24 protein-coding genes, 1 tRNA gene and 1 other RNA gene are annotated in these 22713 nt (G+C 53.5%); 16 read left to right on the top strand and 10 right to left on the bottom strand.

What is annotated here, in order from left to right; genetic code table 11:
• The first annotated feature begins 366 nt into the window (after window positions 1–366).
• Window positions 367–1167 carry a gliding motility protein GldB-related protein gene (locus BMW31_RS08785; protein ID WP_091824244.1) on the top strand — a complete coding sequence of 267 codons (801 nt, stop codon included), beginning with the start codon at window positions 367–369 and terminating at the stop codon, window positions 1165–1167.
• On the opposite strand, the gene BMW31_RS08780 is transcribed toward BMW31_RS08785, so the two are convergent.
• On the bottom strand, window positions 1149–2072 hold the full coding sequence (locus tag BMW31_RS08780; RefSeq protein WP_091824241.1) for a tRNA modification radical SAM protein MnmL/YtqA: 924 nt from the start codon (window positions 2070–2072) through the stop codon (window positions 1149–1151). The genes BMW31_RS08785 and BMW31_RS08780 overlap by 19 nt on opposite strands.
• A 198-nt stretch (window positions 2073–2270) precedes the next feature.
• On the opposite strand from BMW31_RS08780, the gene BMW31_RS08775 reads away from it, so the two are divergent.
• Window positions 2271–4475 carry a S9 family peptidase gene (locus BMW31_RS08775; protein WP_255404921.1) on the top strand — a complete coding sequence of 735 codons (2205 nt, stop codon included), beginning with the start codon at window positions 2271–2273 and terminating at the stop codon, window positions 4473–4475.
• A gap of 83 nt (window positions 4476–4558) precedes the next feature.
• On the opposite strand, the gene BMW31_RS08770 is transcribed toward BMW31_RS08775, so the two are convergent.
• The 6 genes from BMW31_RS08770 to BMW31_RS08745 all read right to left on the bottom strand — a co-directional run bounded on the left by BMW31_RS08770 (window position 4559) and on the right by BMW31_RS08745 (window position 9493).
• The gene (locus BMW31_RS08770) at window positions 4559–4831 is read right to left on the bottom strand and encodes a PqqD family protein (RefSeq protein ID WP_091824234.1); all 273 of its coding nucleotides are present in this window, start codon (window positions 4829–4831) and stop codon (window positions 4559–4561) included.
• A gap of 28 nt (window positions 4832–4859) precedes the next feature.
• Entirely contained in the window at window positions 4860–5345 is a 486-nt protein-coding gene (locus tag BMW31_RS08765) for a S24/S26 family peptidase (RefSeq protein WP_091824230.1), read from the bottom strand.
• A complete protein-coding gene (locus BMW31_RS08760) occupies window positions 5321–6217 on the bottom strand; it encodes a hypothetical protein (RefSeq protein ID WP_091824226.1) in 897 nt (298 codons plus the stop codon). Before BMW31_RS08760 ends, BMW31_RS08765 begins: the two co-directional genes overlap by 25 nt.
• A gap of 45 nt (window positions 6218–6262) precedes the next feature.
• Window positions 6263–6739: a hypothetical protein gene (locus BMW31_RS08755; protein WP_091824223.1), complete on the bottom strand. Its 477-nt coding sequence runs from the start codon at window positions 6737–6739 to the stop codon at window positions 6263–6265.
• A gap of 8 nt (window positions 6740–6747) precedes the next feature.
• The gene (locus BMW31_RS08750; protein ID WP_091824220.1) at window positions 6748–7611 is read right to left on the bottom strand and encodes a sigma-70 family RNA polymerase sigma factor; all 864 of its coding nucleotides are present in this window, start codon (window positions 7609–7611) and stop codon (window positions 6748–6750) included.
• Window positions 7612–8029: 418 nt separating this feature from the next.
• A complete protein-coding gene (locus BMW31_RS08745) occupies window positions 8030–9493 on the bottom strand; it encodes a Do family serine endopeptidase (protein ID WP_091824216.1) in 1464 nt (487 codons plus the stop codon).
• A gap of 382 nt (window positions 9494–9875) precedes the next feature.
• Here BMW31_RS08745 and rnpB point away from each other — a divergent pair.
• The 4 genes from rnpB to BMW31_RS08725 all read left to right on the top strand — a co-directional run bounded on the left by rnpB (window position 9876) and on the right by BMW31_RS08725 (window position 12528).
• Window positions 9876–10243, top strand: an RNA gene (rnpB, locus tag BMW31_RS08740) — RNase P RNA component class A.
• Between the two features lie 43 nt (window positions 10244–10286).
• Window positions 10287–11606, top strand: a complete 1320-nt coding sequence (locus BMW31_RS08735; protein ID WP_091824213.1) for a YihY/virulence factor BrkB family protein — start codon at window positions 10287–10289, stop codon at window positions 11604–11606.
• Window positions 11607–11672: 66 nt separating this feature from the next.
• A complete protein-coding gene (locus BMW31_RS08730) occupies window positions 11673–12080 on the top strand; it encodes a hypothetical protein (protein ID WP_091824209.1) in 408 nt (135 codons plus the stop codon).
• 34 nt (window positions 12081–12114) lie between these two features.
• Window positions 12115–12528, top strand: a complete 414-nt coding sequence (locus BMW31_RS08725; protein WP_091824207.1) for a YkvA family protein — start codon at window positions 12115–12117, stop codon at window positions 12526–12528.
• A gap of 376 nt (window positions 12529–12904) precedes the next feature.
• On the opposite strand, the gene BMW31_RS08720 is transcribed toward BMW31_RS08725, so the two are convergent.
• Both BMW31_RS08720 and BMW31_RS08715 read right to left on the bottom strand, forming a co-directional pair.
• A tRNA-Cys gene (locus tag BMW31_RS08720) sits at window positions 12905–12975 on the bottom strand.
• Between the two features lie 57 nt (window positions 12976–13032).
• Entirely contained in the window at window positions 13033–13194 is a 162-nt protein-coding gene (locus tag BMW31_RS08715) for a FeoB-associated Cys-rich membrane protein (protein WP_091824203.1), read from the bottom strand.
• A gap of 87 nt (window positions 13195–13281) precedes the next feature.
• Here BMW31_RS08715 and BMW31_RS08710 point away from each other — a divergent pair, with 87 nt between their 5' ends.
• Complete coding sequence (locus BMW31_RS08710; protein WP_255404920.1) at window positions 13282–14790, top strand: glycoside hydrolase family 10-like protein; 1509 nt, start codon at window positions 13282–13284, stop codon at window positions 14788–14790.
• 246 nt (window positions 14791–15036) lie between these two features.
• Here BMW31_RS08710 and BMW31_RS08705 read toward each other — a convergent pair whose 3' ends face one another.
• Window positions 15037–15480 carry a hypothetical protein gene (locus tag BMW31_RS08705; protein ID WP_091824199.1) on the bottom strand — a complete coding sequence of 148 codons (444 nt, stop codon included), beginning with the start codon at window positions 15478–15480 and terminating at the stop codon, window positions 15037–15039.
• Between the two features lie 162 nt (window positions 15481–15642).
• Between BMW31_RS08705 and BMW31_RS08700 the strand changes: the two genes are divergently transcribed.
• The 9 genes from BMW31_RS08700 to BMW31_RS08655 form a co-directional block, all read left to right on the top strand.
• Complete coding sequence (locus BMW31_RS08700) at window positions 15643–16056, top strand: SoxR reducing system RseC family protein (protein WP_091824196.1); 414 nt, start codon at window positions 15643–15645, stop codon at window positions 16054–16056.
• A 17-nt stretch (window positions 16057–16073) separates the two neighbouring features.
• Entirely contained in the window at window positions 16074–16940 is an 867-nt protein-coding gene (locus tag BMW31_RS08695; RefSeq protein ID WP_091824193.1) for a Fe-S cluster domain-containing protein, read from the top strand.
• Entirely contained in the window at window positions 16937–18286 is a 1350-nt protein-coding gene (rsxC, locus tag BMW31_RS08690; RefSeq protein WP_091824190.1) for an electron transport complex subunit RsxC, read from the top strand. The genes BMW31_RS08695 and rsxC overlap by 4 nt, the downstream gene beginning before the upstream one ends.
• 1 nt (window position 18287) lies before the next feature.
• A complete protein-coding gene (locus BMW31_RS08685) occupies window positions 18288–19277 on the top strand; it encodes an RnfABCDGE type electron transport complex subunit D (protein WP_091824186.1) in 990 nt (329 codons plus the stop codon).
• A complete protein-coding gene (locus tag BMW31_RS08680; protein WP_091824183.1) occupies window positions 19264–19839 on the top strand; it encodes an RnfABCDGE type electron transport complex subunit G in 576 nt (191 codons plus the stop codon). Before BMW31_RS08685 ends, BMW31_RS08680 begins: the two co-directional genes overlap by 14 nt.
• A gap of 45 nt (window positions 19840–19884) precedes the next feature.
• On the top strand, window positions 19885–20469 hold the full coding sequence (gene rsxE / locus BMW31_RS08675; protein ID WP_091824180.1) for an electron transport complex subunit RsxE: 585 nt from the start codon (window positions 19885–19887) through the stop codon (window positions 20467–20469).
• 6 nt (window positions 20470–20475) lie between these two features.
• Window positions 20476–21078, top strand: coding sequence for an electron transport complex subunit RsxA (rsxA, locus tag BMW31_RS08670; protein WP_091824177.1), 603 nt, complete (start codon window positions 20476–20478; stop codon window positions 21076–21078).
• Between the two features lie 100 nt (window positions 21079–21178).
• Window positions 21179–22216, top strand: coding sequence for a UDP-glucose 4-epimerase GalE (galE, locus tag BMW31_RS08665; RefSeq protein WP_091824172.1), 1038 nt, complete (start codon window positions 21179–21181; stop codon window positions 22214–22216).
• 339 nt (window positions 22217–22555) lie between these two features.
• The coding region (locus BMW31_RS08655) for a helix-turn-helix domain-containing protein (RefSeq protein WP_143049176.1) at window positions 22556–22713 on the top strand (158 nt) is incomplete at its 3' end.

Below are 22713 nucleotides of genomic sequence, written 5' to 3'. Positions count from 1 at the left end.
GCCGCCGGAGCGCTGCTTCGGGGTAGCCGAAAGAGTGGCGTGAGAGTGCAACAGGCATCATCCGGGAACTTTTGACACTTGTCAAACAATCGTGCGACAAGTGTCGAATTCATGTGCGACACTTGTCGAAAGTTCCTGAAGCATAGCTTCAAGCCCCGGCAAGCATAACTTTTGGACCGCTGAAGGCCGCTTGCCGTAATCCGGTTCCCGAGCTCCAGAGAGGCAGAAAGAAACAGGCAGAAGTTTTACACTTCTTATTGAAAAGGGCGAAAAATGCCGAAAAATTTAATTTTTTTAGCAAAACACTTGGATTAAAAAATATTTTTTAGTACTTTTGCGAGTGAAACCGAGATTGTAAGATACAGGGTGAGAAGATTAAGTTTCATAGTAATAGCGGTGTTGATGCTCTGTACGGGCTGCGAGTGGAAGCTCAAGCCAAACGGAGACAGCGATGGTAGCGCTCACGTGGAGGTGCAGCGTTACGACCGCCTGGAGAGCCGTTATCTTACTACGGGCGACTTCTCGGCCTTGCAGCAGATGAACATCGAGTACCCCGTAGAGACCCGTACGCTGATAGAGAAGGTGCTGCAGATAGGCGAGGTGAACGACCCCGAGATAAGCAACAAGTTCCTGCGCTTTTACCAGGACTCTACGTTGCAGATGCTGATAGCCGACACCGAGGCCGAATATGCCAACATGGACGACCTGAACAGTCAGCTCCAAACATCGTTCGACAATCTCCGCTCCATTCTTCCCGACTTCCCCGTGCCGCAGGTGTACGCCCAGATAGGTGCGCTGGACCACAGCATCATCGTGGGCGACCGCCAGATAGGCATTTGCCTGGACAAGTATATGGGCGAGAATTATCCGCTCTATTCCAAGTATTATGACTACTCCCAGCGGGTTACCATGACGCGGCGGTACATCGTGCCCGACTGCCTTACGTTCTATCTTTTGAGTCTTTATCCCATGGAGCAGTACGATTCGCGCTCGCAGTTCGAGAAGGACATGCACATGGGCAAGGTGATGTGGGTGGTTAACAAGGCCCTGGGCACCAACTTCTTCAAGACCGAATATGTGGCCAGAGTAGAGAAGTACATGCGCCAGCACCAGCATATCCCGGTGGCGCAGCTGCTCATCAGCGACGACTACTCGCAGATGGTGTAGGCCAAATCGCCCTGGCGGGCTCCGCTGTTGCGAAGTCTGCCGACGAGCAGATTTGTGAATTCGTAGTTCTTCAGCCCCCATTTGGGTGCTATGAGCAGGTTGGCGGGCGACTGGCTCACGAACCTTTCTATTACCAAATCACTGCGCAAACGGCGCAGGTAGGCAATAATCAGTGTAATGTATTCATCTACCGTGTAGACGTGGAACGGCTTTTCGGCGTAGCTCCGGGCCAGAGCTGTGCCGCGGATAATCTGCATCTGGTGTATCTTCAGGATGTCCAGCGGGAGCGATGATATGAGGGGAGCCTGGCGGATGCTCTCGTCGGCATCCTCTCCGGGCAGTCCCAGAATGATGTGTCCGCCGGTGAGGATGCCGCGGTTGTGGGTTTCTGCGATGGCACGGCGGCTACATTCGAAGTCGTGTCCGCGGTTGATGCGGCGCAAGGTTTCGTCGTTGGCACTTTCGATACCGTATTCCACCAGCACGAACGTGCGCTTGCTGAGCTCCTGCAAACTATCGAGCAGGGCGCTGGAAACGCAGTCCGGGCGTGTTCCAATTACTATTCCGACTATGTCTTCTACCTGTAAAGCCTCCTCGTACATGTCCATCAGTTGCGGCAAAGGGGCGTAAGTATTGGTAAAAGCCTGAAAGTAAGCCAGGTACTTCATGTCAGGATACTTGCGTGCAAAGAAGCGCTTGCCTTCTTCCAGCTGCCGGGTAACGGATTTGCTGCGGTCGCAATAGGCCGGGTTGAAGGTGCGGTTATCGCAGTAGGTGCATCCACCGAAGCTGATGCGGCCATCGCGGTTGGGGCACGAAAAGCCTCCGTCTACCGATAGCTTCTGCACGCGGAAGGCGAATTTGCCGCGTATCCAGCTGCCAAAATCATTGTATAATTGCTCCATATAGTATGCAAAAGTAAGCAAATTTTTCGTCATCAGTCCCTTTTCCTGTTTGTTATTTGACAACGAAACGTGGCAGGCGGGGTGGAGAAGAGGTGAAAGCGGGGAGATGGAGATTATCGTCTATTTTTGTTGCTGCATGTTACCTGGTATCAGATTTTTTAGCTACATTTGCATGTAAGTAATCAGTAAACATCATTTATGAGAAAGAGTTTATGCGTATGTGCGGCCACTTTGATGTTGGCCTCGGCTGTTTCTGCTGCCGGGAAGATAGATATCCGTATGCTGAACGACGGCACTTTTGCGGCTAAAACCATTAGCGGCATCGACCCCATCAGCGGTACCGACCAGTATGCACAGATTAGCCAGGACGGCAAGCAGATTGTGCAGTACTCGTTCAAGACCGGCAAGCAGACGGCCGTCTTGTTCGATGTGAACAATACAATGGGTGAAAAGATAAGCGATTTTGATGGCTACATCATGTCGCCCGATGGTCAGAAGATGCTTATCCGCACCCGTACCGAGCGCATCTACCGCCGCTCCTATAAGGCCGATTTCTATATCTACACCATCAAGAGCACCAAGCTGGAACGCCTCTCCGACGGTGGCAAGCAGCAAGTTCCCCTTTGGTCGCCCGACGGAACGCAGGTAGCATTCGTGAGAGACAACAACATCTACTTGGTAAAACTGCTTTACGACAACGCTGAAAGCCAGGTAACCAAGGACGGAAAGTTTAATGAAATCATCAACGGAATACCCGACTGGGTGAACGAAGAGGAGTTCGGCTTCAACCAATCATTCTGTTTCAATGCCGACGGCACTATGCTCTGCTGGATAAAGTACGATGAGAGCAAGGTTAAAACCTATTCGCTCCAGTTGTTCAAAGGCTCATATCCGGAGAACGCAGCTTACTCCGATTACCCCGGACTCTATTCCTACAAGTACCCGAAGGCCGGCGAAGACAATTCAAAAGTTACCGCTTGGAGCTACGATATCAAGAGTCATCAGACCCGGCAGCTGCTGGTTCCGCTCGATGCCGACGGCTATATTCCGAGAATCAAGATGACTGACGACGCGCAGAAGGTGATTATCTACACCATGAACCGCCATCAGGACCAGCTCAACTTGTATGCCGTAAATCCCAGAAGTACCGTGTCGCAGCTGCTGCTGAAGGAGGAATCGAAGCGGTACGTGAAAGAGGAAGCCATGGAAGGAGTGCTCATCGGGAAGTCTGCCATCCTTGTGCCGAGCGACCGGGACGGCTATCTGCACCTCTACGTGTACAACATGAACGGCGCCATGCAGCGCAAGATAGGCGACGGCAACTACGACATTACCGCCGTATATGGCTACGATGAGGCCACGGGTGACGTTTATTACCAGGCCGCCGCGCTCAATCCGCACGACCGCCAGATATTCGTTACCCACAAGAACGGCAAGACCGAGCGGCTCACCAACCAAGAAGGATGGAACAGCGCCATCTTCTCAGGCGACTATAAATACTTCGTCAACACGTGGAGCGACTACAATACACCTTATTTATATACGGTAAGGGACAACGGCGGAAAGGTGCTCTCGGAGTTGGAAAACAATGCGGAACTGAAGGCGAAAGCTGCACAGTACGGCTTCTCCAAGCGCGAGCCTTTCAGCTTCACCACGTCAGAAGGCGTGAAACTGGACGGCTGGATGCTCAAACCTGCTGACTTTGATGCCGGCAAGCGATATCCGGTCATCCTTTTCCAGTACAGCGGACCGGCCAGCCAAGAGGTCAAGAACGCCTGGAATGCGGGCTCAATGGGCAGTGGCGGAGCCTTTGACAGCTATCTGGCACAGCAAGGTTTCATCGTTGCTTGTGTCGACGGACGCGGTACCGGCGGCCGGGGAGCAGAGTTCGAGAAATGCACCTATCTGCACATCGGCGACCTCGAGTCGCGCGACCAGGTAGAAACAGCCCTCTACATGGGCAGCTTGCCCTATGTTGATAAGGACCGGATAGGCATCTGGGGATGGAGCTTTGGCGGCTTCAACACCCTGATGAGCATGAGCGAAGGCCGCGATGTGTTCAAGGCGGGCGTTGCAGTGGCTCCCCCGACCAACTGGAAGTACTACGATTCTGTTTACACCGAGCGCTACATGCGCACCCCAAAAGAGAACCCGGAAGGTTATGCACTCAACCCGATTGGCCGTGCCGAAAAGCTCCACGGAGCCTTGCTCATCTGCCACGGCGTGGCTGATGACAACGTGCATCCGCAGAACACGTTCGAATATACCGAAGCTCTGGTTCAGGCCGACAAGGACTTCAAGGAGAACCTTTACACCAACCGCAACCACAGCATCTACGGAGGTAACACGCGCAACCACCTGTTGCGGCAAATCAGCAGCTGGTTCATGGAGCATCTCCGGTAGCCAATGGCTTTATTCCCAAACAAAAGGAGCCTCTGCAACATTGTGCTGCAGAGGCTCTTTTTTTAGTTGGTGGCGTGGTTGTTTCAGTCGTCCACGATGCCGGCAGTTTTCCACTGGTCGGCTATTTTCTGCGCATCGGCCAGTGCGGTGGCCTCGTCTACCTCGTATTCATCGGTCAGCAGGAGGGCCAAGTCTTGGGGCGTAAAGCTCTCCTTGCCCTGAATGTTCCGCCAGAGATAGGCCGAACTCTCGTTCATACTGATGATATTGCTGTAGTCGATATTCTCTTTACCTTCGGCCACAATGATGTTTTCATTGTACACCGTGCGAAGATTAAACCCTTTTTTTGCTTTCATATCTGCGTTGTTTAATTGTTGATTACTCTCAGACAGGCTTGAAGAACCTGAGCCAAATACGCCTGTAGGCCGCCAGCAGGTAGCGGCGCACGGGGAAGAGGTGCATCCACACAAAGGAGTACAGGCGCCACTTGACCCCGTCGGTGCGGTCGAGCGTCTCTTTGCCTTTGCGGTAGAAACCGATGACGGCTCCCTTTACGTCTTGCAGCCTGCAGTGTTCTACCCCCAGATTGCCGTCTCCGCGCAGTGTCACCGCATCGCCCTCAAGGCGTACAATGCGGTGCAGAACGAAATGCCCCGAGCTTATCTCGGCCAGTACAGGGTCGCCCACGCGTACGTCCCCGGCCTTGGTAAGGAGCGCCTTGTCACGGTTATCTTCGAGAAAAGGCCTCATGGAGAACCCCCTCAGGCGGAGGGTAACCGTGTGCCCTGCATCCAGCATCCTGACGATTTCAGGCAACAGGACGGCATTGGATACCTGGATTTCCCTTACTTTGATATCGTTCTGTGGCATAGCAGTGCAGCTTCCTTGTCGGGCAAGCAGTGGAGTGTGTAGATTCCTGTTGTCTCTACAACCTTCGTAATGATGTTACAAATGTGGTTGTAGATGTCGATATCCCACTTCATAGCCGAGCAGGAAGGCAGAAAAGAGGCAAACGCCTGAACCGGCGGCAGCTTCTCTATGCTGTTCTGTTTGGCCCGGTCAATGCGGGTGATGGCGCCCAGCGGGGCTTTCACGTTGCGGTAGCAAGGGGTCTTACCACTCCACGGACCGCCGTAGATGTAGGGCTTGCCGTCTGTTATACGGATGATTGGGTTGTCATCGTTCATCAGGTCGCAGCCCTCGATGTACCGCAGCCACAGGCTCACCTGCGTGCTCTTGCCGGTTCCGCTTTTGGCTATAAAGGCGTAGCCGTAGCCATTCTGCCGTACCAGCGAGGCATGAACGAGGAGCGTATCATGAAAACTGCCCGCAAAGGCGAATATCAGCATGAGTGCATTGTTAAGCCCAAAGCAGCGCATGTTGTAGTTTCCGTTGAGCGCGCAGCGGCAGTCGCTGAAGTCTTTATTGGCTATCAGCAGGCAGCAGTCGGCTCCGTTTAGGTTCTTGATGATGTACTGGTAGCCCCCATCGTCGAGCTTGTCGATAACGGTATCGCCGTTACCGGTGTCGAAAGTGCGTATGGGTTCGCGCCTTTCCTTTGGGTATGGCTTCAGCGAGTCGTCTACCGTGAGCCTGAAAAAGAGTGGGGCTGCAGTCTCACTCTCACGGAACGGCTCGAAAGAGGGCAACAGACGCATGTCGTTATGGGGAGAATCGGCGAAGACTATCCTTACATGATGTTCTGCTATGCAGAAGTTGTTGATGGATGGCTGAACACTCATACCGTACAGTTTCAGATGTTGTTCCCGGCTGCCAACGCCCGGGCGTTACTGCTGCGGGGTTGCATCAGCCCCCTGGGTCTCCTCACTGCTGCGCTCGGCCTCAACCTCGTAAGGCACTATGGTCTTGAACCTGAACTCGTTGGAGGGAAGGTACTTCACCTCGAAAGGCTTGTTCCCTTTCTTGCTGCTCGTGTATTTTTTGCGCAGAGTTACAAACTTCTTTTCCACGTCCTTGCGCTCCGGAGCGTATATGATGACGCAGGTGCGGTTGCTCTGCCCCTTCTCGTTCAGGTAATCTCGCAGCTGGTAGGAGTAGTTCTCCCTGCTGAGAAGGAAGTTAGACTTTGCGTCTAAGTAGGCGTTGGGAATCTCCTGAATATCAGAGAAATAAACAGTAGAGTCGTTGAAAGAGGCTGCAAAGCCGAACGCGTAAATGGTTGATACCTTTGATTTGGCCGTAGCCACGGTTGCTGTCAGCACGGCCAGCAGCAACAAGGCAAAATACCTGTTAAGTTTCTTCATCTTTTTATCTATTGTCCTAAGTAGGACTTCAACAGTTTGTTCTTAGTGTTATGGCGCAGTCGCCGTATGGCTTTCTCCTTGATTTGGCGCACTCGCTCCCTCGTGAGGCCGTATTTGTCGCCTATCTCTTCGAGCGTCATCTCGGGTTGGTTTATGCCGAAGAAGGCCTCGATGATGCTGCGCTCGCGCTCGTTGAGCGTGGCCAGGGCGCGTGATATCTCGTCGCGCAGCGACTCCAGCACCAACTCGTTGTCGGCAGGGGGCGCATCCTCGTTAGGCAGTACATCCAGCAGGCTGTTTTCCTCGCCGTCCAGGAACGGGGCATCCATTGACACGTGGTGCCCGCTTATCTTCATTGCCTCCTCTATCTTGTCCTCCGGCAGGTCCACCTTCTCCGCTATCTCGTCTATGTTGGGCCTGCGTTCGTTCTCCTGCTCAAACTTATTGAGCACGCGGTTAATCTTGTTAACCGAGCCAACCTGATTGAGCGGCACCCTGATAAAGCGGCTCTGCTCGGCGATGGCCTGTAGAATGCTCTGCCTGATCCACCACACGGCGTAGCTGATGAACTTGAACCCACGGGTTTCGTCAAACTTCTCGGCGGCCTTGATAAGTCCCAGATTGCCCTCGTTGATGAGGTCGGGCAGGCTGAGACCCTGGTTCTGGTATTGTTTGGCAACTGAAACCACAAATCTCAAGTTGGCCTTGGTCAGCTTTTCGAGTGCTTTCCGGTCGCCCTTCTTGATGCGTTGAGCCAGCTCCACCTCTTCTTCTACCGAGATGAGGTCTTCGTGCCCTATCTCCTGCAGATATTTATCGAGTGAAGCGCTCTCTCGATTTGTGATGGATTTTGTGATTTTCAGTTGTCTCATTAAGCGTTACCTTGTTGATGAATAAATGCAAATTTAAGGGTTTCGGATGGACTGTGCAAATTTTTTTGCTAAATAAATGATAAAACGACAAATACGACTGCCCTGCCAGCCTTGCTGCTATCGGGTGCCGGGAGCTGCGCCCGGGCGGGGCTGCAGGGCTGTTGCAGCCGACTTGCAGGCAGCCGGCAGCAACTTTCGACAGGTGTCGCACGATTATGCGACACTTGTCACACGATCGTGCGACACTTGTCGAAAGTTCCCGAAGCATATCTTTTGCACTCTGCCTGAACGACTTCAGGAGGGCGACTTCATGCTCTTTCGCCCCGTTCCTGGTACTTTGCCGAAGGCTGACATGCAAAAAGGGGGCAGCCTGCATACAGGACCGCCCCCTTAAAAGGATGGATTAAAAACTTTTTGTCTATTCTTCTACCTGAACGGCAAAGTAGTCTTTCTTGCCTGTAGGCCATATCCCCTTGATGTAGATAACGGGGTCTTTGCTCGTTGAGGCTTTCTTGACAACCTGCTGCAGGTCGTCAATGGTCTTGATGACCACGTCGTTGGCCTGCTGGATAACGAAGCCCTTGCTGATGCCGGCGCTCTTGAACGAACCGTTGTCCACCTTCAGCACCTCGAGTCCGTAGTTGATGCCGAGCTGCTGCTTGGTGTCGTTGCCCACCGGGGCGAAGCTGGCGCCAAGCACGTCGAGGTCGGCCGTCTTGATTACTTTGGTGTTGCCCTGGGCGTTCTTCAGCACAACAGTCTTGCTGTTCTTCTTCTTGTTGCGCATGTAAGTAACGGTAATCTTGTCTCCGGGGTGCTTGTTGGCCATGATTTCCTGCAGCTCTGCCATCTTGGCAATATTCTTTCCGTCGACCGAGACAATCACGTCACCCTTCTCCAAACCGGCAGATGCGCCTGCTCCATCAGGGTCAACAGAGTCTACATACACACCTTCGTTGGTGCCAAGGTCAACATCCTTGCCGTTGTCTTTCTGCGCGTTGATGTAGTTAAGCACATCTCCGCCCTTGATGCCCAGCAGCGCACGCTGTACGGTACCGTACTTTTTCAGGTCGGCCACCACGCTGTTCATGATGGTGGTAGGGATGGCGAAGCCGTAGCCGCTGTACGAGCCGGTCTGCGAGTAGAGCATGGCGTTGATGCCAACCAGCTCGCCCTGTGCGTTTACCAGTGCGCCTCCGGAGTTACCGGGGTTGATGGCAGCGTCGGTCTGGATGAAACTCTCCACGCCGTTTGCATAGAGCGAACGGGCCTTGGCGCTCACGATGCCGGCCGTAACGGTGTTGTTGAAGCCGTAGGGATTGCCCACTGCAATGACCCACTCGCCGACTTTCAGCTTGTCGGAATCGCCGATGGGCAGCGCCGGTAGGTTCTTGCCGTTAATCTTGATGAGTGCCAGGTCGGTGGCGGGGTCGGTTCCCACGATGCGTGCCGAGTACTCGCGGTTGTCGTTCAGGGTAACGGTAAGCTCGTCGGCACCGTTAACCACGTGGTTGTTGGTTACGATGTAGCCGTCGGGGGAGATGATGACGCCCGAGCCGGTGGCCTGTTTCTTCGGTGTCTGGATTTTCTGCCGGCGGGTTCCGTTGCCGTTCCCTTCGCCCTGGCCGAAGCCGAAGAAGTCGCCGAAGAAGTCTTCGAACGGGTTGCTGGGCACGTCGACGGTTTCCACCTTCGAGTTCTGTACGTATTTAATATGTACCACCGCGGGCAGCGCCTTGTCGGCAGCATAGGTGAGATCTACCGGTTGTCCGGCCACGGTTGTACTCTCTGTTGCCGCATTTGCCTTGATAAAGGCACCGGCTGAAAATGCAAGTGCGACTACGCACATGGCACCAAGCAAATACTTAGAATACTTTTTCATTTCTGTTATTGTTTTATTAAAAATCTTATTTTCCTTTGTTTGGCTTTCGGCTTTTGGCTTACCGGCTGTCGTTATGTGAATGGCACGGGCTGCCGGGGTTTGTTCGCGTTGTGTTGGCAGCGCCGTCCGTTCCTTCGCCTGACTGCATGCAAATATAGGAGCAAAAAACGTGAAACTGCCAGAATGTCCGTTATCTTTATTCCATTTTAACAATTCAAAATCACTCCTTAACGGCTCTTAAGTGCCGGCCTGCGGCTTTTTACATTCGTTTAAACAGCCTGCAGAGCGGCGTGTCAGGCCACTTGATGAGGCTGCGAGGTTGAAAAATGTGGCCCAGGGGAGCCTCGGTATGGATTTTTATGTTTATCTTTGCATTCTGAAAACAGTGTCCCGGCCCTATCGCTGGCATCTGATGGATGCGAGAGGAAAGTCCGGGCAGCGCAGAGCACTCCACTTCCGAAAGTAGAAGCTATTGGTAACAGTAGGTGTAGGCAGAAGAGAATGACCGCCTGGTAAACAGGCAAGGGTGAGAAGGTGGTGTAAGAGACCACCGGCTGATGGGTGACTATCAGGCCGTGCCGCTGGAGGCTGCAAGTTCATGTAAACCGTCGTTTGAGGGCTGCTCGTCCGATGTTCCTGTGAACAACGACGGAGGGTAGAATGCTGGAGCTGTGGGGTGACTCACAGCGTAGATAAATGACAGGGCTCCCGCAAGGGAAACAGAACCCGGCTTACGAGGACACTGTTTTCTTTATAGTTAGCAAGCAGTTAAGGAATTATAGATACAGTAGCCATGAACATCAAGCGAATTATTCAATTCATGACCCATGATATCTGGCAGATTACGTTGGAAGAGGTTTCTCCCTTGCGTTATCTTGTCTATGGAGTGCTGAAGAAGCTGTATCTTGCCGTCCGCTTTTTCATCAACAAAGGCGTGATAGACGCCGCCTCGGCGCTTACCTACAGCACGATGCTGGCACTGGTTCCCATCCTTGCGGTGGTGTTTGCCATCGCGCGGGGGTTCGGCTATTCCAAGTACATAGAACTCTGGTTCCGCGATGCCTTGTCGGCTCAGCCGCAGGTGGCCGATACCATCATTACCTTTGTAAACTCCTATCTGGTGCATACCCACAGCGGACTCATCCTCGGTGTAGGGCTTGTGGTCATGCTCGGTACGGTGCTCCTGCTGATCAGGAACATAGAGCACGTGTTCAACGATATATGGCAGGTAACGCAGGAACGCAGCATCCTGCGAACCTTTACCGATTATCTGGCCATGTTCGTGCTCATTCCCGTGTTCATCGTCTTTACCTCTGGACTGTCCATCTTCATGACAGTTGTCGTCGATAACCTCAACGAATTCCTCCTGCTTGGCCCCCTGATGCGCTTCCTGTTGGACCTGATGCCCTACGTGCTCATGTCGGTCGTGTTCGTGGCTCTGTACATCTTCATGCCCAACACCAAGGTTAAGCTCACCAGCGCGCTCGTTCCCGGCATCCTTGCCGGCGTGGCCATGCAGCTGCTGCAGTTCTTCTACATCCACTTCCAGATGCTGCTCTCGGGCTACAATGCCATCTACGGCTCGTTTGCGGCCTTGCCTCTGTTCATGCTGTGGCTGCAGATTTCGTGGACGATTTGCCTCTTCGGAGCCGAGCTGAGCTACACGAACCAGAACCTGGAGGACTTTGCTTTCCTCACCACCACGGCCGATTTGAGCCACCGTTACCGCCTGTTGCTCAGCGCGCTGCTGCTGAGCCGCATCTGCAAGCGGTTCGCCCAGGGCAAGAAACCCTACACGGCGCTGGAACTGAAGCTGGAGACCGAAATCCCCATACGCATCACCAGCGACCTGCTGCACGACATGGTAAAGGTGAACCTGATAACGGAGAACCATCAGGGTGACAGCGGCGATGCCGAACCGGTGTTCCAACCGGCCGAGTCGCTCGATAACATCACGATGGGAACTATGGTCGACCGGCTGGAGTCTGCAGGCCGATGGAAACTGGACATAGACCTCGACCGCATGATGAGCAACGAGAGCTGGGCCCGCTTTTATGGCCTACGGAAGAAGTATCTGGACGACCTGCGGAGCGTGCCGCTGGCAGAACTCTGAACCCCGGCGGGCAGATAAAGACGAACTAAAAGGCAATAAACAACACAAAACCACGTTTACAGAAAGATGGAAGATACAAGAGACATACTCAACGACTACGAACACAGCGTGACAAACAAGATACGCGATTACGGCGAAGAGCCCGGCTTCCCCCGTCTGGAGGATTTCCAGGTGAGCCGTGAGGAACTTTCCGGCTATCTCTTCGACAAGCAGGCAATCATCGACAGCCGCGGTTCGGAGAAGAGCCGCTACACAGTCTACGGCATTCTGATGGTCATCCCCATCCTCGTACAGGCCGCTTTCCCGGACGAGAAGCTCCCCTTCGGCGAGCTCACCATCCTGCTCTCGGTGGGCATCGGACTGCTGCTCGCACTCCTTTACCGCGTCGTCATGGAAACAGTCATCAAGCTCAAGCTCCGCCGGCTCTATGATGACAGGATAGAGCGGTACATCGAAAAAGTGCTCGCTTACTGATTTTCTGAAAACCAAACCTAAACTGCAAACTCTGATGGACATTCAATTACCCGATTTCATGAGCTACAAGGATAAGTTCTCCAACAAGGGATTTATCGACAAGATACAGCGTATAGCCAAGCGGGCGGGGGCCAAGCTCGTTTATGCTGCCCTCATTTTGTATTATACTTTGGAGAGTGACAAGGTCTCGATGAAGGACAAAGCCATCATCATCGGCGCCCTGGGCTACCTCATCAGTCCGCTGGACGTGGTGCCGGATGCCATCCCCATCGCCGGACTGGGTGACGACCTGGCCGTGCTTATCTACGTGCTGCACAAGGTATGGAACGAAGTTTCGGACGAAGTGAAGGCAAAGGCCAAGGCCAAGTTGAGCCAGTGGTTCGATGACGACGAGCTTCGCGCAGCCGACGACCTCTTCAGAGACGACCCTGCCAACGGCCCCGTATAGTTCTTTAAGTCAGCACTGCGGCCTGTGCAGTCGGTCTCCGGCTGCAGAAGCCGAGTAGGGCAGCCTGCCGTCCGGCCTCTTCCGGGCATGGCGCAAGGCGTCTCCTGCCACGCTTCCACACGTTTACCAGTTTTTTACCACATGCTGGTAATGCCTTTACCACATAGTGGTAATGCCTTTACCACATGTTGGTAATTCCTTTACCAGATACTGGTAAAGCCTTTACCAGATAGCGGTAAAAAGTTGGTAATTATGTATTGGTGAGGTAAAAGGTGGCCTGCCGGCTTGTAAAACGTGCCCAGTCGGCCTCTTGAAGGTACCTAAACAAGAAACCGGAAACAACCTTTTGGCAGGTTGTTTCCGGTTTTTTAAAGTGAGGTACCTAGCAGAGTCGAACTGCTCTCCACGGTTTTGCAGACCGTTACCTAACCGCTCGGCCAAGGTACCATTCGCATTTGCGATTGCAAAGGTAAATCAAATAATCGGTAATGCCAAATGTTCGGCCTATTTTTTTCTGTTCTTCTTGCATTTCTCATAGAACGCACAGCCTGCACAACCGTAGTTCTTGCAAAGAATGTTCAGCTTTATCTCCTTATATATCCTGTAGCCGGCATAACCCACGCAGGCCGTAAGGACGATGGCGATGATGATGTATTGTCCTGTCATGCTGCAAAGATAATGCTTTTTGTTGACATCGGAGAGCGATTTGTGGATTATTCTTATTAACTTTGCCCGCAAAATTTGTTTTGTAGAATGAAGACTTTTTTGAACATGAGAACTTTCCGGTTGCTCCTGCTGTTGTTGCTGTGCGGCCCTGCGGCCCTGTATGCCGACGGTGGCAAACGCCAGTTCCGCGGAGCGTGGATACAGACGGTTAACGGACAATTCGAGGGCATGGGCACGGCTGCCATGCAGCAAACGCTCACGTACCAGCTTGATGAACTGCAGAAGGACGGCGTGAATGCCGTCATCTTCCAGGTGCGGGCAGAGTGCGATGCCCTGTATCCGAGCCGGACGGAGCCGTGGAGCCGCTATCTTACAGGCATCCAGGGGCAGGCGCCATCGCCCTACTGGGACCCCCTGCAGTGGATGATTGACGAGTGCCACAAGCGCGGCATGGAGCTCCATGCGTGGATTAATCCCTATCGGGCCAAGACTAAAAGCACCACGGAGCTGGCCCGCAGCCACGTTGCCATGCAGCACCCGGACTGGGTTTTTAGCTATGCAGGCCAGTACATACTGAACCCGGCGCTCAAAGAAACGCGCGACTATATTATTAAGGTGGTGGAAGACATCGTGAGAAGGTACGATATCGACGGCCTGCACATGGACGATTACTTCTATCCTTACCCCGCCGCAGGCCAGCAGATACCCGATGCGCAGTTCTACGAGCGCAACAAGCGCGGCTTCAGCAACATCGGCGACTGGCGCCGAGACAACGTGAACATCTTCATCAAGGAGCTGGGCGAGCACATCCACGAGCTCAAGCCGTGGGTCAAGTTCGGCGTTTCGCCCTTCGGCATCTACCGCAACAAGAAGAGCGCCGAGGTGGGTTCTAACACTTCGGGACTGCAGAATTACGACGACCTGTACGCCGACGTGCTCCTCTGGGTTAACAACGGATGGGTTGACTATTGCGTACCGCAACTCTATTGGGAGATAGGCAACAAGGCTGCCGACTACCAGACGCTCATACAGTGGTGGGACCGGCACGCCTCTAACCGTCCGCTCTTCATTGGCGAGAGCATTGAGCGCACCGTCAAGTTTCCCGACCCGGCGAACCCGCAGCTAAACCAGATGCCGGCCAAACACCAGCTGCACCTGCAGATGCCCAACGTTGGAGGCACCGTGCTGTGGTACGCCAAGGCTGCCGTCGACAACATGGGCAACTACGGCAGCATGCTTCGGAACGTGTACTGGAAGCATCCCGCCCTGCAGCCCTTGATGCCTTTCATCGACAGGAAGGCGCCTAAGAAGCCGCGCAAGCTGAAACCCGTGTGGACTTCGGGTGGCTACGTGCTCTTCTGGACGGCACCCAAAGGCAAGGGATGGGAGAACGAAGCGCGCCAGTACGTGGTCTATCGGTTCGCTCATGGAGAACGTGTAAACCTCGATGACGCCTCGAAGATAGCGGCCGTTACGGACAAAACGTACTTCGAGTTGCCCTATGTTGACGGCAAGACCAAGTACGTTTACGTGGTAACGGCGCTGGACCGGATGCACAATGAGAGCAAGGCAAAGAAAAAAAAGATAAAATTATAGCCCCCTGCAGTTGGGCGCACGGCCGGGCCGTTGCGCTCCGGCTGGGGCACGAACAACAAAAGCCGGCTGCGTGGCCGGCTTTTTTATTGCTATAATTAAATAAGGTGAAGCTGACAGATAGCGGCGAGTTGCCTCGGTTAGTTATTGATGCAACCGCCCTGAAAGTCAGTGGCTGCGGTTGCAATGGAGCCCGTAAGCGCGTTTGCCTACGGCTCATGCGCCCGCAGCCGCAGGCAGAGTGGGGGGCTACTTCTCCTTCATCAGGTCGTCGAAGAAGTTGTCAAGCTCCTTGTCCAGACCGTCCATCAGGTCTCCGCCAATGATGACGGTCTCGTCGTCGGCCACGTACAGCTCGGATATACTCTCCTTGTCGTCGTCTTCGAGCACAAAGCTGTAAGGCTTCAGGATGCCGATGTTGTCGCATGCAGTGTGCAGTTTCTTCAGCTCATTGCGCAGTACAACGGTTATGCTCTTGTAGAAATCCTCGTCTTTATTGTCTATCCACTGCTCAATTACGCAGCGGGTAATCTCCTGGTCGTCATCGTCGAATGCCACCATCTCGCCGCTTTCCTGGGTCACACGCAGGTGTATGTCAGTGATGATGGAGGCTTCCTCACTGGATGGAAACTTCTGTGCAACCTTGTTGATGAAGCGCTCAATCTGCTGTGTTGTCTGCTCTGTTGGTTTCATTGTCGATGTATTTAATTCCATGCAAATATAAACCAAATCGTGGAATAAGCAAATAAAAAACCCGGTTTTTTTATTTTTAAAGTATCTTTTATTGCTTGTTCGGGGAAAAAACACTACTTTTGCGATTGTAAGGTCTACTTAGCAGAATAAGCAGTTTGTTGCATGAGTGAGAAGATTAGGCATACCGGAACGATTGAACGGATAGATGGCGATTGCGTGCAGGTACGCATCCTCCAGACGTCGGCATGCTCCTCGTGCAAGGTTGCGGGCTATTGTAATACCGCCGAAAGCAAAGAGAAACTCATCGACGTTATCTGCCCTGACGCCAGCTCCTATGCCGTAGGGCAGCAGGTAACCGTGAGCACCGATGCCGCTACGGGCTTCCGGGCCGTAGGTTTGGGGTTCGGAGTGCCTCTTGTGGTGCTGGTTGCGGTCATTGTGGCCGTAACATTGGCTACCGGCAACGAAGCTGTAGCCGCGCTGGCCGGCCTGGCTTCGCTGCTGCCTTACTATGTGCTGCTGTACCTTTTCAGAAACCGGATAAAGGAAAAAATCTCTTTTAAGATAGAAAACTAAGACAAAATCAAGGACTTATGAATTTTATTTTGGTTGCGGTAATCGTGCTCGGTGCCATTGCACTGGTAGCTTCGGTAATACTCTACGGAGTGTCCAGACGGTTTGCCGTACAGGAAGACCCCCGTGTTGAGCAGGTCTTGGACATCCTGCCGGGTGCCAACTGCGGCGGTTGTGGCTTTCCCGGATGCAGCGGCATGGCCGATGCGCTGGTGAAGGCAGCCGACAAGGGCTCGCTCGAAGGCCTCCTTTGTCCTGTTGGCGGACAGGCTGTGATGAGTCAGGTGGCCGACGCGCTGGGAATGGTTGCTGTACAGACGGAACCCAAGGTGGCGGTAGTGAGATGCAACGGAACGTGCGCTGCCCGGCCTCGTACAGCCGTTTACGATGGCCTGCGCACCTGTGCGGCCATGCACGCTGCCGGTGCCGGTGAGACTGCCTGCGGCTTCGGATGCCTCGGTTGCGGCGATTGTGTGCAGGCATGCAGCTTCGATGCCATCCATCTGAATGCCGAGACAGGACTTCCGGAGGTAGATGAGGAGAAGTGTACGGCCTGCGGGGCGTGCGTAAAAGCCTGTCCGCGCCACATCATCGAACTGCGGAAGAAGGGGCCGAAGGGCAGGCGCATCTTCGTAAGTTGCGTCAACAAAGATAAAGGGGCCATAGCCCGCAAGGGCTGCCTGGCTGCCTGCATCGGTTGTTCCAAGTGCGAGAAGGCGTGCAAGTTCGATGCCATCACCATCGAGAACAACCTTTCGTACATCGACTTCAACAAATGTCGGCTTTGCACCAAGTGCGTAGACGAATGCCCAACGGGCGCCATCATCAAGGTTAACTTCCTGGTAAGGAAGCCGGTAACAACAGAAAGGAAAGAGGTGGAAGCATGAAACTGCATACATTCAAGATAGGAGGCATACATCCGGAGGAAAATAAACTGACCTCCGAAGTGACTACCCGGCCGGCCGAACTGCCCAAAGTGGCCGTCTTCCCGCTGAGCCAACACATTGGCGCTCCGGCCAAGCCAGTGGTTGCCAGAGGCGACAAGGTGAAGGTGGGAACGCTCATTGCCGAGGCCGGCGGCTTTGTCTCGGCCCCCATATTCTCGTCGGTATCGGGTACGGTGCTGAAGATTGACACCTCCATAGATGCCACCGGCTACCGCGTTCCGTGTATTTTTGTAAACGTGGAGGGCGACGAATGGGAGGATGGTATCGACCGCACGGACAAGCTGGAGACGCTGGCTGCGCACCCTGAGCTTACGCCCGAGGCTATCATCGGCTGCGTGAAGAGCGCCGGCATCACCGGAATGGGAGGCGCGGGCTTCCCCACTTTCATCAAGCTAACGCCTCCTCCGACCGCCAAAGCAGAGTGTGTAATCATCAATGCCGTGGAGTGTGAACCCTACATCACGTCTGATTACCGGCTCATGATGGAGCATGCAGACGAGATACTGGTTGGACTGGAGCTGCTGATGAAGGCAGCCAAGGTAGAGAAAGGCTACATCGGCATAGAGAACAACAAGCCTGAAGCCATTGAACTCCTGCAGCAAAAAACGGCCGGTAACGATAATATAGAAGTCGTTCCGCTGGCTATGAAATACCCGCAAGGCGGCGAGAAACAGCTGGTTGATGCCGTTATCGGGCGCCAGGTGCCGGCTCCTCCGGCCATTCCGGTCAATGTTGGAGCGATTGTTCAGAATGTGGGCACTGCTTTTGCTGTATATCAGGCAGTTATGAAGCATAAGCCTCTCTTTGAAAGATACACCACCGTGACGGGTAAGAAGCTGCAACGGCCGGGCAATTTCCTGGTTCGCATGGGCACGCCTTTCGGTCAGCTGATTGATTGCTGCGGCGGTATGCCGGAGGGAGATAACAAGGTCTTGGCCGGCGGTCCGATGATGGGCAAGGCCGTTAGCAGCGTAGACGTGCCGGTATGCAAGGGTACCAACTCCGTTACCGTGCTCACCGATGCCGATGCGCGGCGCAAACCAGTAGAGCCGTGCATACGCTGCGGCAAGTGTGTTGACGTGTGCCCGATGGGGCTCGAGCCCTATCTGCTGGCCACGCTGTCGTCACTCCATCGTTGGGAACAGGCCGAGCAGGAGGATATCGTTTCGTGTATATCCTGCGGTTCCTGCCAGTTCACGTGTCCTGCTCATCGTCCGCTGCTCGACAACATCTTGTTGGGCAAGGGGCAGGTGATGGCAATTATCAAATCGAGAAACCAGAAATAAGATGAATAAATTAATCGTTTCGCTGTCTCCCCATGCCCACGGAAGCGATAGCATAGAGCGCAACATGCACGGTGTAATCATAGCTTTGCTGCCTGCGTTGTTGGCCTCTTTCTACTTCTTCGGCCTCGGGTCGGCAGTCGTCTGCTTGTCAAGTGTGGCGGCATGCGTGTTCTTCGAGTGGGCCATTACAAAGTATATCCTCCGGCGTGAGCCAACACTTACCGATGGTTCTGCCGTCATCACGGGTCTGCTTTTGGGTCTCAACCTGCCCAGTAACCTGCCGGTGTGGATTGTGCTGTTAGGCGCCTTGGTGGCCATTGGCATCGGTAAGATGACCTTCGGAGGCCTGGGCTGCAACCCGTTCAACCCTGCGTTGGTTGGCCGTTGCTTCCTGCTGGTCAGCTTCCCCGCAGCCATGACGTCATGGCCTGTGCAGGGGCAGCTCACGAAACATCTGGATGCAGAGACTGCCGCAACACCTCTTTATTATATGAAGGAAGCCATCAAGACGGGCGACGTAAATCTCCTGTCGGGCATTCCGGACAGCATGAGCCTGCTGATAGGCAATGTTGGCAACGGATTTGGCGCCGGAACGGTTGGCGAGGTGTCTACTTTGGCCTTGCTGTTAGGTCTTGCCTACATGCTGTGGAAGAAGATAATAACCTGGCACACGCCTGTTTCCATCCTCGCTACCGTGTTTGTTTTCAGCTCACTGCTGCACTGGGCGAGTCCCGTTTATGCCAATCCGTTTCAGGTTATACTGACCGGAGGCCTCATGCTGGGCGCCATCTTCATGGCTACCGACTATGTTACGTCGCCCATGACGCACAAGGGGCAGCTCATCTATGGCGTCGCCATCGGTTTCCTCACGGTCGTCATTCGCAACTGGGGAAGCTATCCGGAGGGCATGTCGTTCGCCATCCTCATCATGAACGGGTTCACTCCGCTGATTAATCACTATGTAAAGCCGAAGCGTTATGGAAAAGATTAAATCATCACTTACCAACATGGTGCTTGTACTTGTTGCCGTGGCACTGATTACGGGCGGCTTGCTGGCCGTGGTGAACCATGTAACCGCCGGCCCTATAGCCATGCAGGCTGACAGAACTCTGGCAAATGGCATCAGGGCGGTGATGGGTACCCGCAAGGTGAAAGTTATAGCCAATGACACCGTAAAGCAGCTGGTAGACGAGAAAGAAGTGGTATCCGTGGTTCACAAAGTTGCCGGCGGAGGCGCTGCAGTGGAAAGTAGTACGATGGGATTTGGCGGAGATATGAAGGTCCTCGTTGGCTTCTCGGCCGATGGCAAGATACTGGGTTACACCATCCTTGCATCATCCGAGACGCCAGGACTTGGCGCCAAGGCCGACAAATGGTTCCAGAAGGACGGCAAGGGCAGCATTATAGGGAAGAATCCGGGGACAGCAGCGCTCACTGTTAGCAAGGATGGCGGCGACGTTGATGCCATCACGGCTTCTACCATTACCTCAAGAGCCTTCTTGAAAGCCGTCGGCGTGGCGCACGAAGCCATGCGTAAAGCCGCCGGAAAATAACGACGGAGCTCGCGTTCCGCATGAATTGATTTTATAACTTGCATTATGAGCTATTCAGATATCATTAAAAACGGATTAATCAAGGAGAACCCCACCTTTGTGCTTCTTCTGGGTATGTGTCCTACTTTGGCTACAACCACCAGCGCCATCAACGGCTTGTCGATGGGTCTGGCTACCATGGCAGTGCTCATCTGCACGAACTTTGCCATCTCCTGTATCAAGAACATCACCCCCGACAAGGTGCGCATACCCGTCTTCGTGGTTGTGATTGCAACCTTTGTAACCATACTCCAGCTTGTCATCAAGGCTTATGCGCCCGATGTGGACAAGAGTCTGGGCATCTTCATCCCGCTGATTGTTGTCAACTGCATTATCCTGGGGCGTGCCGAAGCCTTTGCATGCAAGAACACGCCGGTGGCAAGCGTCTTCGACGGAATTGGCATCGGCTTGGGCTTCACCTTTGCACTGACCCTGCTGGGAGCCATCCGCGAACTGCTGGGAGCAGGCAGTGTATTCGGCCTCCAGCTCTTGCCGGAAACCGTCAACGTACTTCTTTTCGTTCTGCCTCCGGGTGCCTTTATCACCTTGGGCTATCTGATTGCGATTTTCAACCGACTAAAGAAAGCGTAGCACATTATGGAATACATCTTGATTTTCATATCGGCGATATTCGTCAACAACATTATCCTGTCCCAATTTCTGGGCATTTGTCCTTTCCTTGGGGTATCTCAGAAGATAGATACAGCCTTGGGCATGGGTGCCGCAGTTGCCTTTGTGATGACCTTGTCTACAGTGGTAACATTTCTCATCCAGCAGTACATCCTTACGCCTTTGGGCCTGCAGTACCTGCAAACCTTGGCTTTTATCCTCGTGATAGCCGCATTGGTCCAGATGGTTGAAATCATCTTGAAGAAAGCCTCGCCGGCTTTGTACCAGGCCTTGGGCATCTTCCTGCCCCTCATAACCACCAACTGTGCGGTCTTGGGAGTAGCCATACTGGTGATACAGAAGGACTTCACCCTGCTGGAGAGCATTGTCTATGCTTTCTCCACGGCCTTGGGCTTTGCCCTGGCGCTGGTGGTTTTCGCCGGCATACGCGAGCAGTTGTCTATGGTCCGCATACCTAAAGGCATGCAGGGCATGGCCATCGTTTTGGTTACGGCCGGCCTGTTGTCGTTGGCCTTCATGGGTTTCAGCGGCGTAGACGGCGGCCTCAAGACTCTCTTCGGATTGCAATAAAGAAGCCGCAGGCCACAAAAAATCATACAAACCCATTACTCCGAACAAAATATTATTATTAACTTTGCAGGCAGAAAGAACTTTAAAACCTAAACAACAAATGAGACAGACAATTCTTGTTACCGGTGGTACCGGCTTTATTGGTTCGCATACAACTGTAGAGTTGCAGCAGGCAGGTTACAAAGTGGTCATAGTAGACGACCTCTCTAATTCCAACATCAAGGTGCTTGACGGTATTGAGCAGATTACCGGCATACGTCCTGCTTTCGAGCAGGTAGACCTCAAGGACAAGGAAGCTACCGAGAATGTGTTCAGGAAGTACAGCGACATCAAGGGAATTATCCACTTTGCCGCTTCCAAGGCAGTGGGAGAGAGCGTACAGAAGCCCTTGCTCTATTACCGTAACAATGTCGTTTCGCTGGTTAACCTCCTGGAACTGATGCCTAAGTACGATGTAAAGGGAATTATCTTCTCTTCATCCTGCACCGTCTACGGCCAGCCCAAGCCGGAGAATCTGCCCATAACAGAGGATGCACCTCACCAGAAGGCGACTTCTCCTTATGGCAACACGAAGGAAATAAACGAGCAAATCATTTACGACGACATACACAGCGGAGCTCCCATCAAGAGCATCATTCTGCGATACTTCAATCCTATAGGCGCCCACCCGTCGGCCCTCATCGGCGAATTGCCTAACGGAGTGCCCAACAACCTCATTCCCTTTGTAACGCAGACGGCCATGGGCATACGTGAGCAACTGACCATCTTCGGCAACGATTACGATACTCCCGACGGCACCTGCATACGCGATTACATCTACGTTGTAGACCTGGCCAAGGCTCATGTGGCAGCCATGACCCGCGTACTCGACAAGGATACCGAACCGCTGGAATACTTCAACATCGGCACGGGCAAAGGTAACTCTACGCTGGAGATAGTAAACACATTCGAACAAGCTACCGGCGTAAAGGTGAACTGGAAGTTCGGTCCGCGCCGCGAGGGCGACATCGAAAAGATATGGGGCGACTGCACGCGTGCCAACACCGTGCTGGGCTGGAAAGCCGAGGCTCCGCTTGGCGATGTACTTGCATCGGCTTGGAAGTGGCAGCAGAAGCTCCGCGAGGACGGGGTCATGTAAATCAGCCCATCGGCAACCAACAGCTACAGGGAGGATACACCGCAGGGTGCGTCCTCCTTTTTTGTGTTTGCATCCTGAAAGGCAATGTGCAGCCCAAATATAAGGGTGCGATGTGCCAGCAAGCCGGCAGTTTCCGTTACCAAAGTTGCCATTGTTTGCTCTTTCCACTTAGAAGTGCAAACATTCCGTGGTGAATAACCCATGAAAAACACCGCGGAGGTTTGCCTTGCGGCTGGGGGCGCGAAGCCCCCAAAGAGCATCGTCGGATAACTTAAGCAATACAAAAAAGGAGGGGAACTTTCGTCCCCCTCCCTGGGATTAACTAATTTTGTATTGCGTATGTATAAACAATTAACCCCGGAGCAAAGATACACAATAAGTGTGTTACTCCAAAGAAAATGCTCACTTAGTTTCATCGCGGGTACCATTGGGGTGTCCGTGAGCACGGTTAGCCGCGAACGCAGGCGCAACTCCAAGGCGGATGGTGTGTATGACGG

Origin of the sequence: Prevotella sp. kh1p2, from assembly GCF_900111525.1 — a bacterium.
Classification (GTDB): Bacteria; Bacteroidota; Bacteroidia; order Bacteroidales; family Bacteroidaceae; genus Prevotella.
This window is presented reverse-complemented; position numbering and strand designations above follow the sequence as displayed.

Excerpts from the sequence above, each read along its gene's own strand:
- BMW31_RS08780 (WP_091824241.1), bottom strand. The coding sequence starts at position 2,072 with ATGGAGCAATTATACAATGATTTTGGCAGCTGGATACGCGGCAAATTC.
- BMW31_RS08775 (WP_255404921.1), top strand. The coding sequence starts at position 2,271 with ATGAGAAAGAGTTTATGCGTATGTGCGGCCACTTTGATGTTGGCCTCG.
- BMW31_RS08770 (WP_091824234.1), bottom strand. The coding sequence starts at position 4,831 with ATGAAAGCAAAAAAAGGGTTTAATCTTCGCACGGTGTACAATGAAAAC.
- BMW31_RS08765 (WP_091824230.1), bottom strand. The coding sequence starts at position 5,345 with ATGCCACAGAACGATATCAAAGTAAGGGAAATCCAGGTATCCAATGCC.
- BMW31_RS08760 (WP_091824226.1), bottom strand. The coding sequence starts at position 6,217 with ATGAGTGTTCAGCCATCCATCAACAACTTCTGCATAGCAGAACATCAT.
- BMW31_RS08755 (WP_091824223.1), bottom strand. The coding sequence starts at position 6,739 with ATGAAGAAACTTAACAGGTATTTTGCCTTGTTGCTGCTGGCCGTGCTG.
- BMW31_RS08750 (WP_091824220.1), bottom strand. The coding sequence starts at position 7,611 with ATGAGACAACTGAAAATCACAAAATCCATCACAAATCGAGAGAGCGCT.
- BMW31_RS08745 (WP_091824216.1), bottom strand. The coding sequence starts at position 9,493 with ATGAAAAAGTATTCTAAGTATTTGCTTGGTGCCATGTGCGTAGTCGCA.
- BMW31_RS08735 (WP_091824213.1), top strand. The coding sequence starts at position 10,287 with ATGAACATCAAGCGAATTATTCAATTCATGACCCATGATATCTGGCAG.
- BMW31_RS08730 (WP_091824209.1), top strand. The coding sequence starts at position 11,673 with ATGGAAGATACAAGAGACATACTCAACGACTACGAACACAGCGTGACA.
- BMW31_RS08725 (WP_091824207.1), top strand. The coding sequence starts at position 12,115 with ATGGACATTCAATTACCCGATTTCATGAGCTACAAGGATAAGTTCTCC.
- BMW31_RS08715 (WP_091824203.1), bottom strand. The coding sequence starts at position 13,194 with ATGACAGGACAATACATCATCATCGCCATCGTCCTTACGGCCTGCGTG.
- BMW31_RS08710 (WP_255404920.1), top strand. The coding sequence starts at position 13,282 with ATGAAGACTTTTTTGAACATGAGAACTTTCCGGTTGCTCCTGCTGTTG.
- BMW31_RS08705 (WP_091824199.1), bottom strand. The coding sequence starts at position 15,480 with ATGAAACCAACAGAGCAGACAACACAGCAGATTGAGCGCTTCATCAAC.
- BMW31_RS08700 (WP_091824196.1), top strand. The coding sequence starts at position 15,643 with ATGAGTGAGAAGATTAGGCATACCGGAACGATTGAACGGATAGATGGC.
- BMW31_RS08695 (WP_091824193.1), top strand. The coding sequence starts at position 16,074 with ATGAATTTTATTTTGGTTGCGGTAATCGTGCTCGGTGCCATTGCACTG.
- rsxC (WP_091824190.1), top strand. The coding sequence starts at position 16,937 with ATGAAACTGCATACATTCAAGATAGGAGGCATACATCCGGAGGAAAAT.
- BMW31_RS08685 (WP_091824186.1), top strand. The coding sequence starts at position 18,288 with ATGAATAAATTAATCGTTTCGCTGTCTCCCCATGCCCACGGAAGCGAT.
- BMW31_RS08680 (WP_091824183.1), top strand. The coding sequence starts at position 19,264 with ATGGAAAAGATTAAATCATCACTTACCAACATGGTGCTTGTACTTGTT.
- rsxE (WP_091824180.1), top strand. The coding sequence starts at position 19,885 with ATGAGCTATTCAGATATCATTAAAAACGGATTAATCAAGGAGAACCCC.
- rsxA (WP_091824177.1), top strand. The coding sequence starts at position 20,476 with ATGGAATACATCTTGATTTTCATATCGGCGATATTCGTCAACAACATT.
- galE (WP_091824172.1), top strand. The coding sequence starts at position 21,179 with ATGAGACAGACAATTCTTGTTACCGGTGGTACCGGCTTTATTGGTTCG.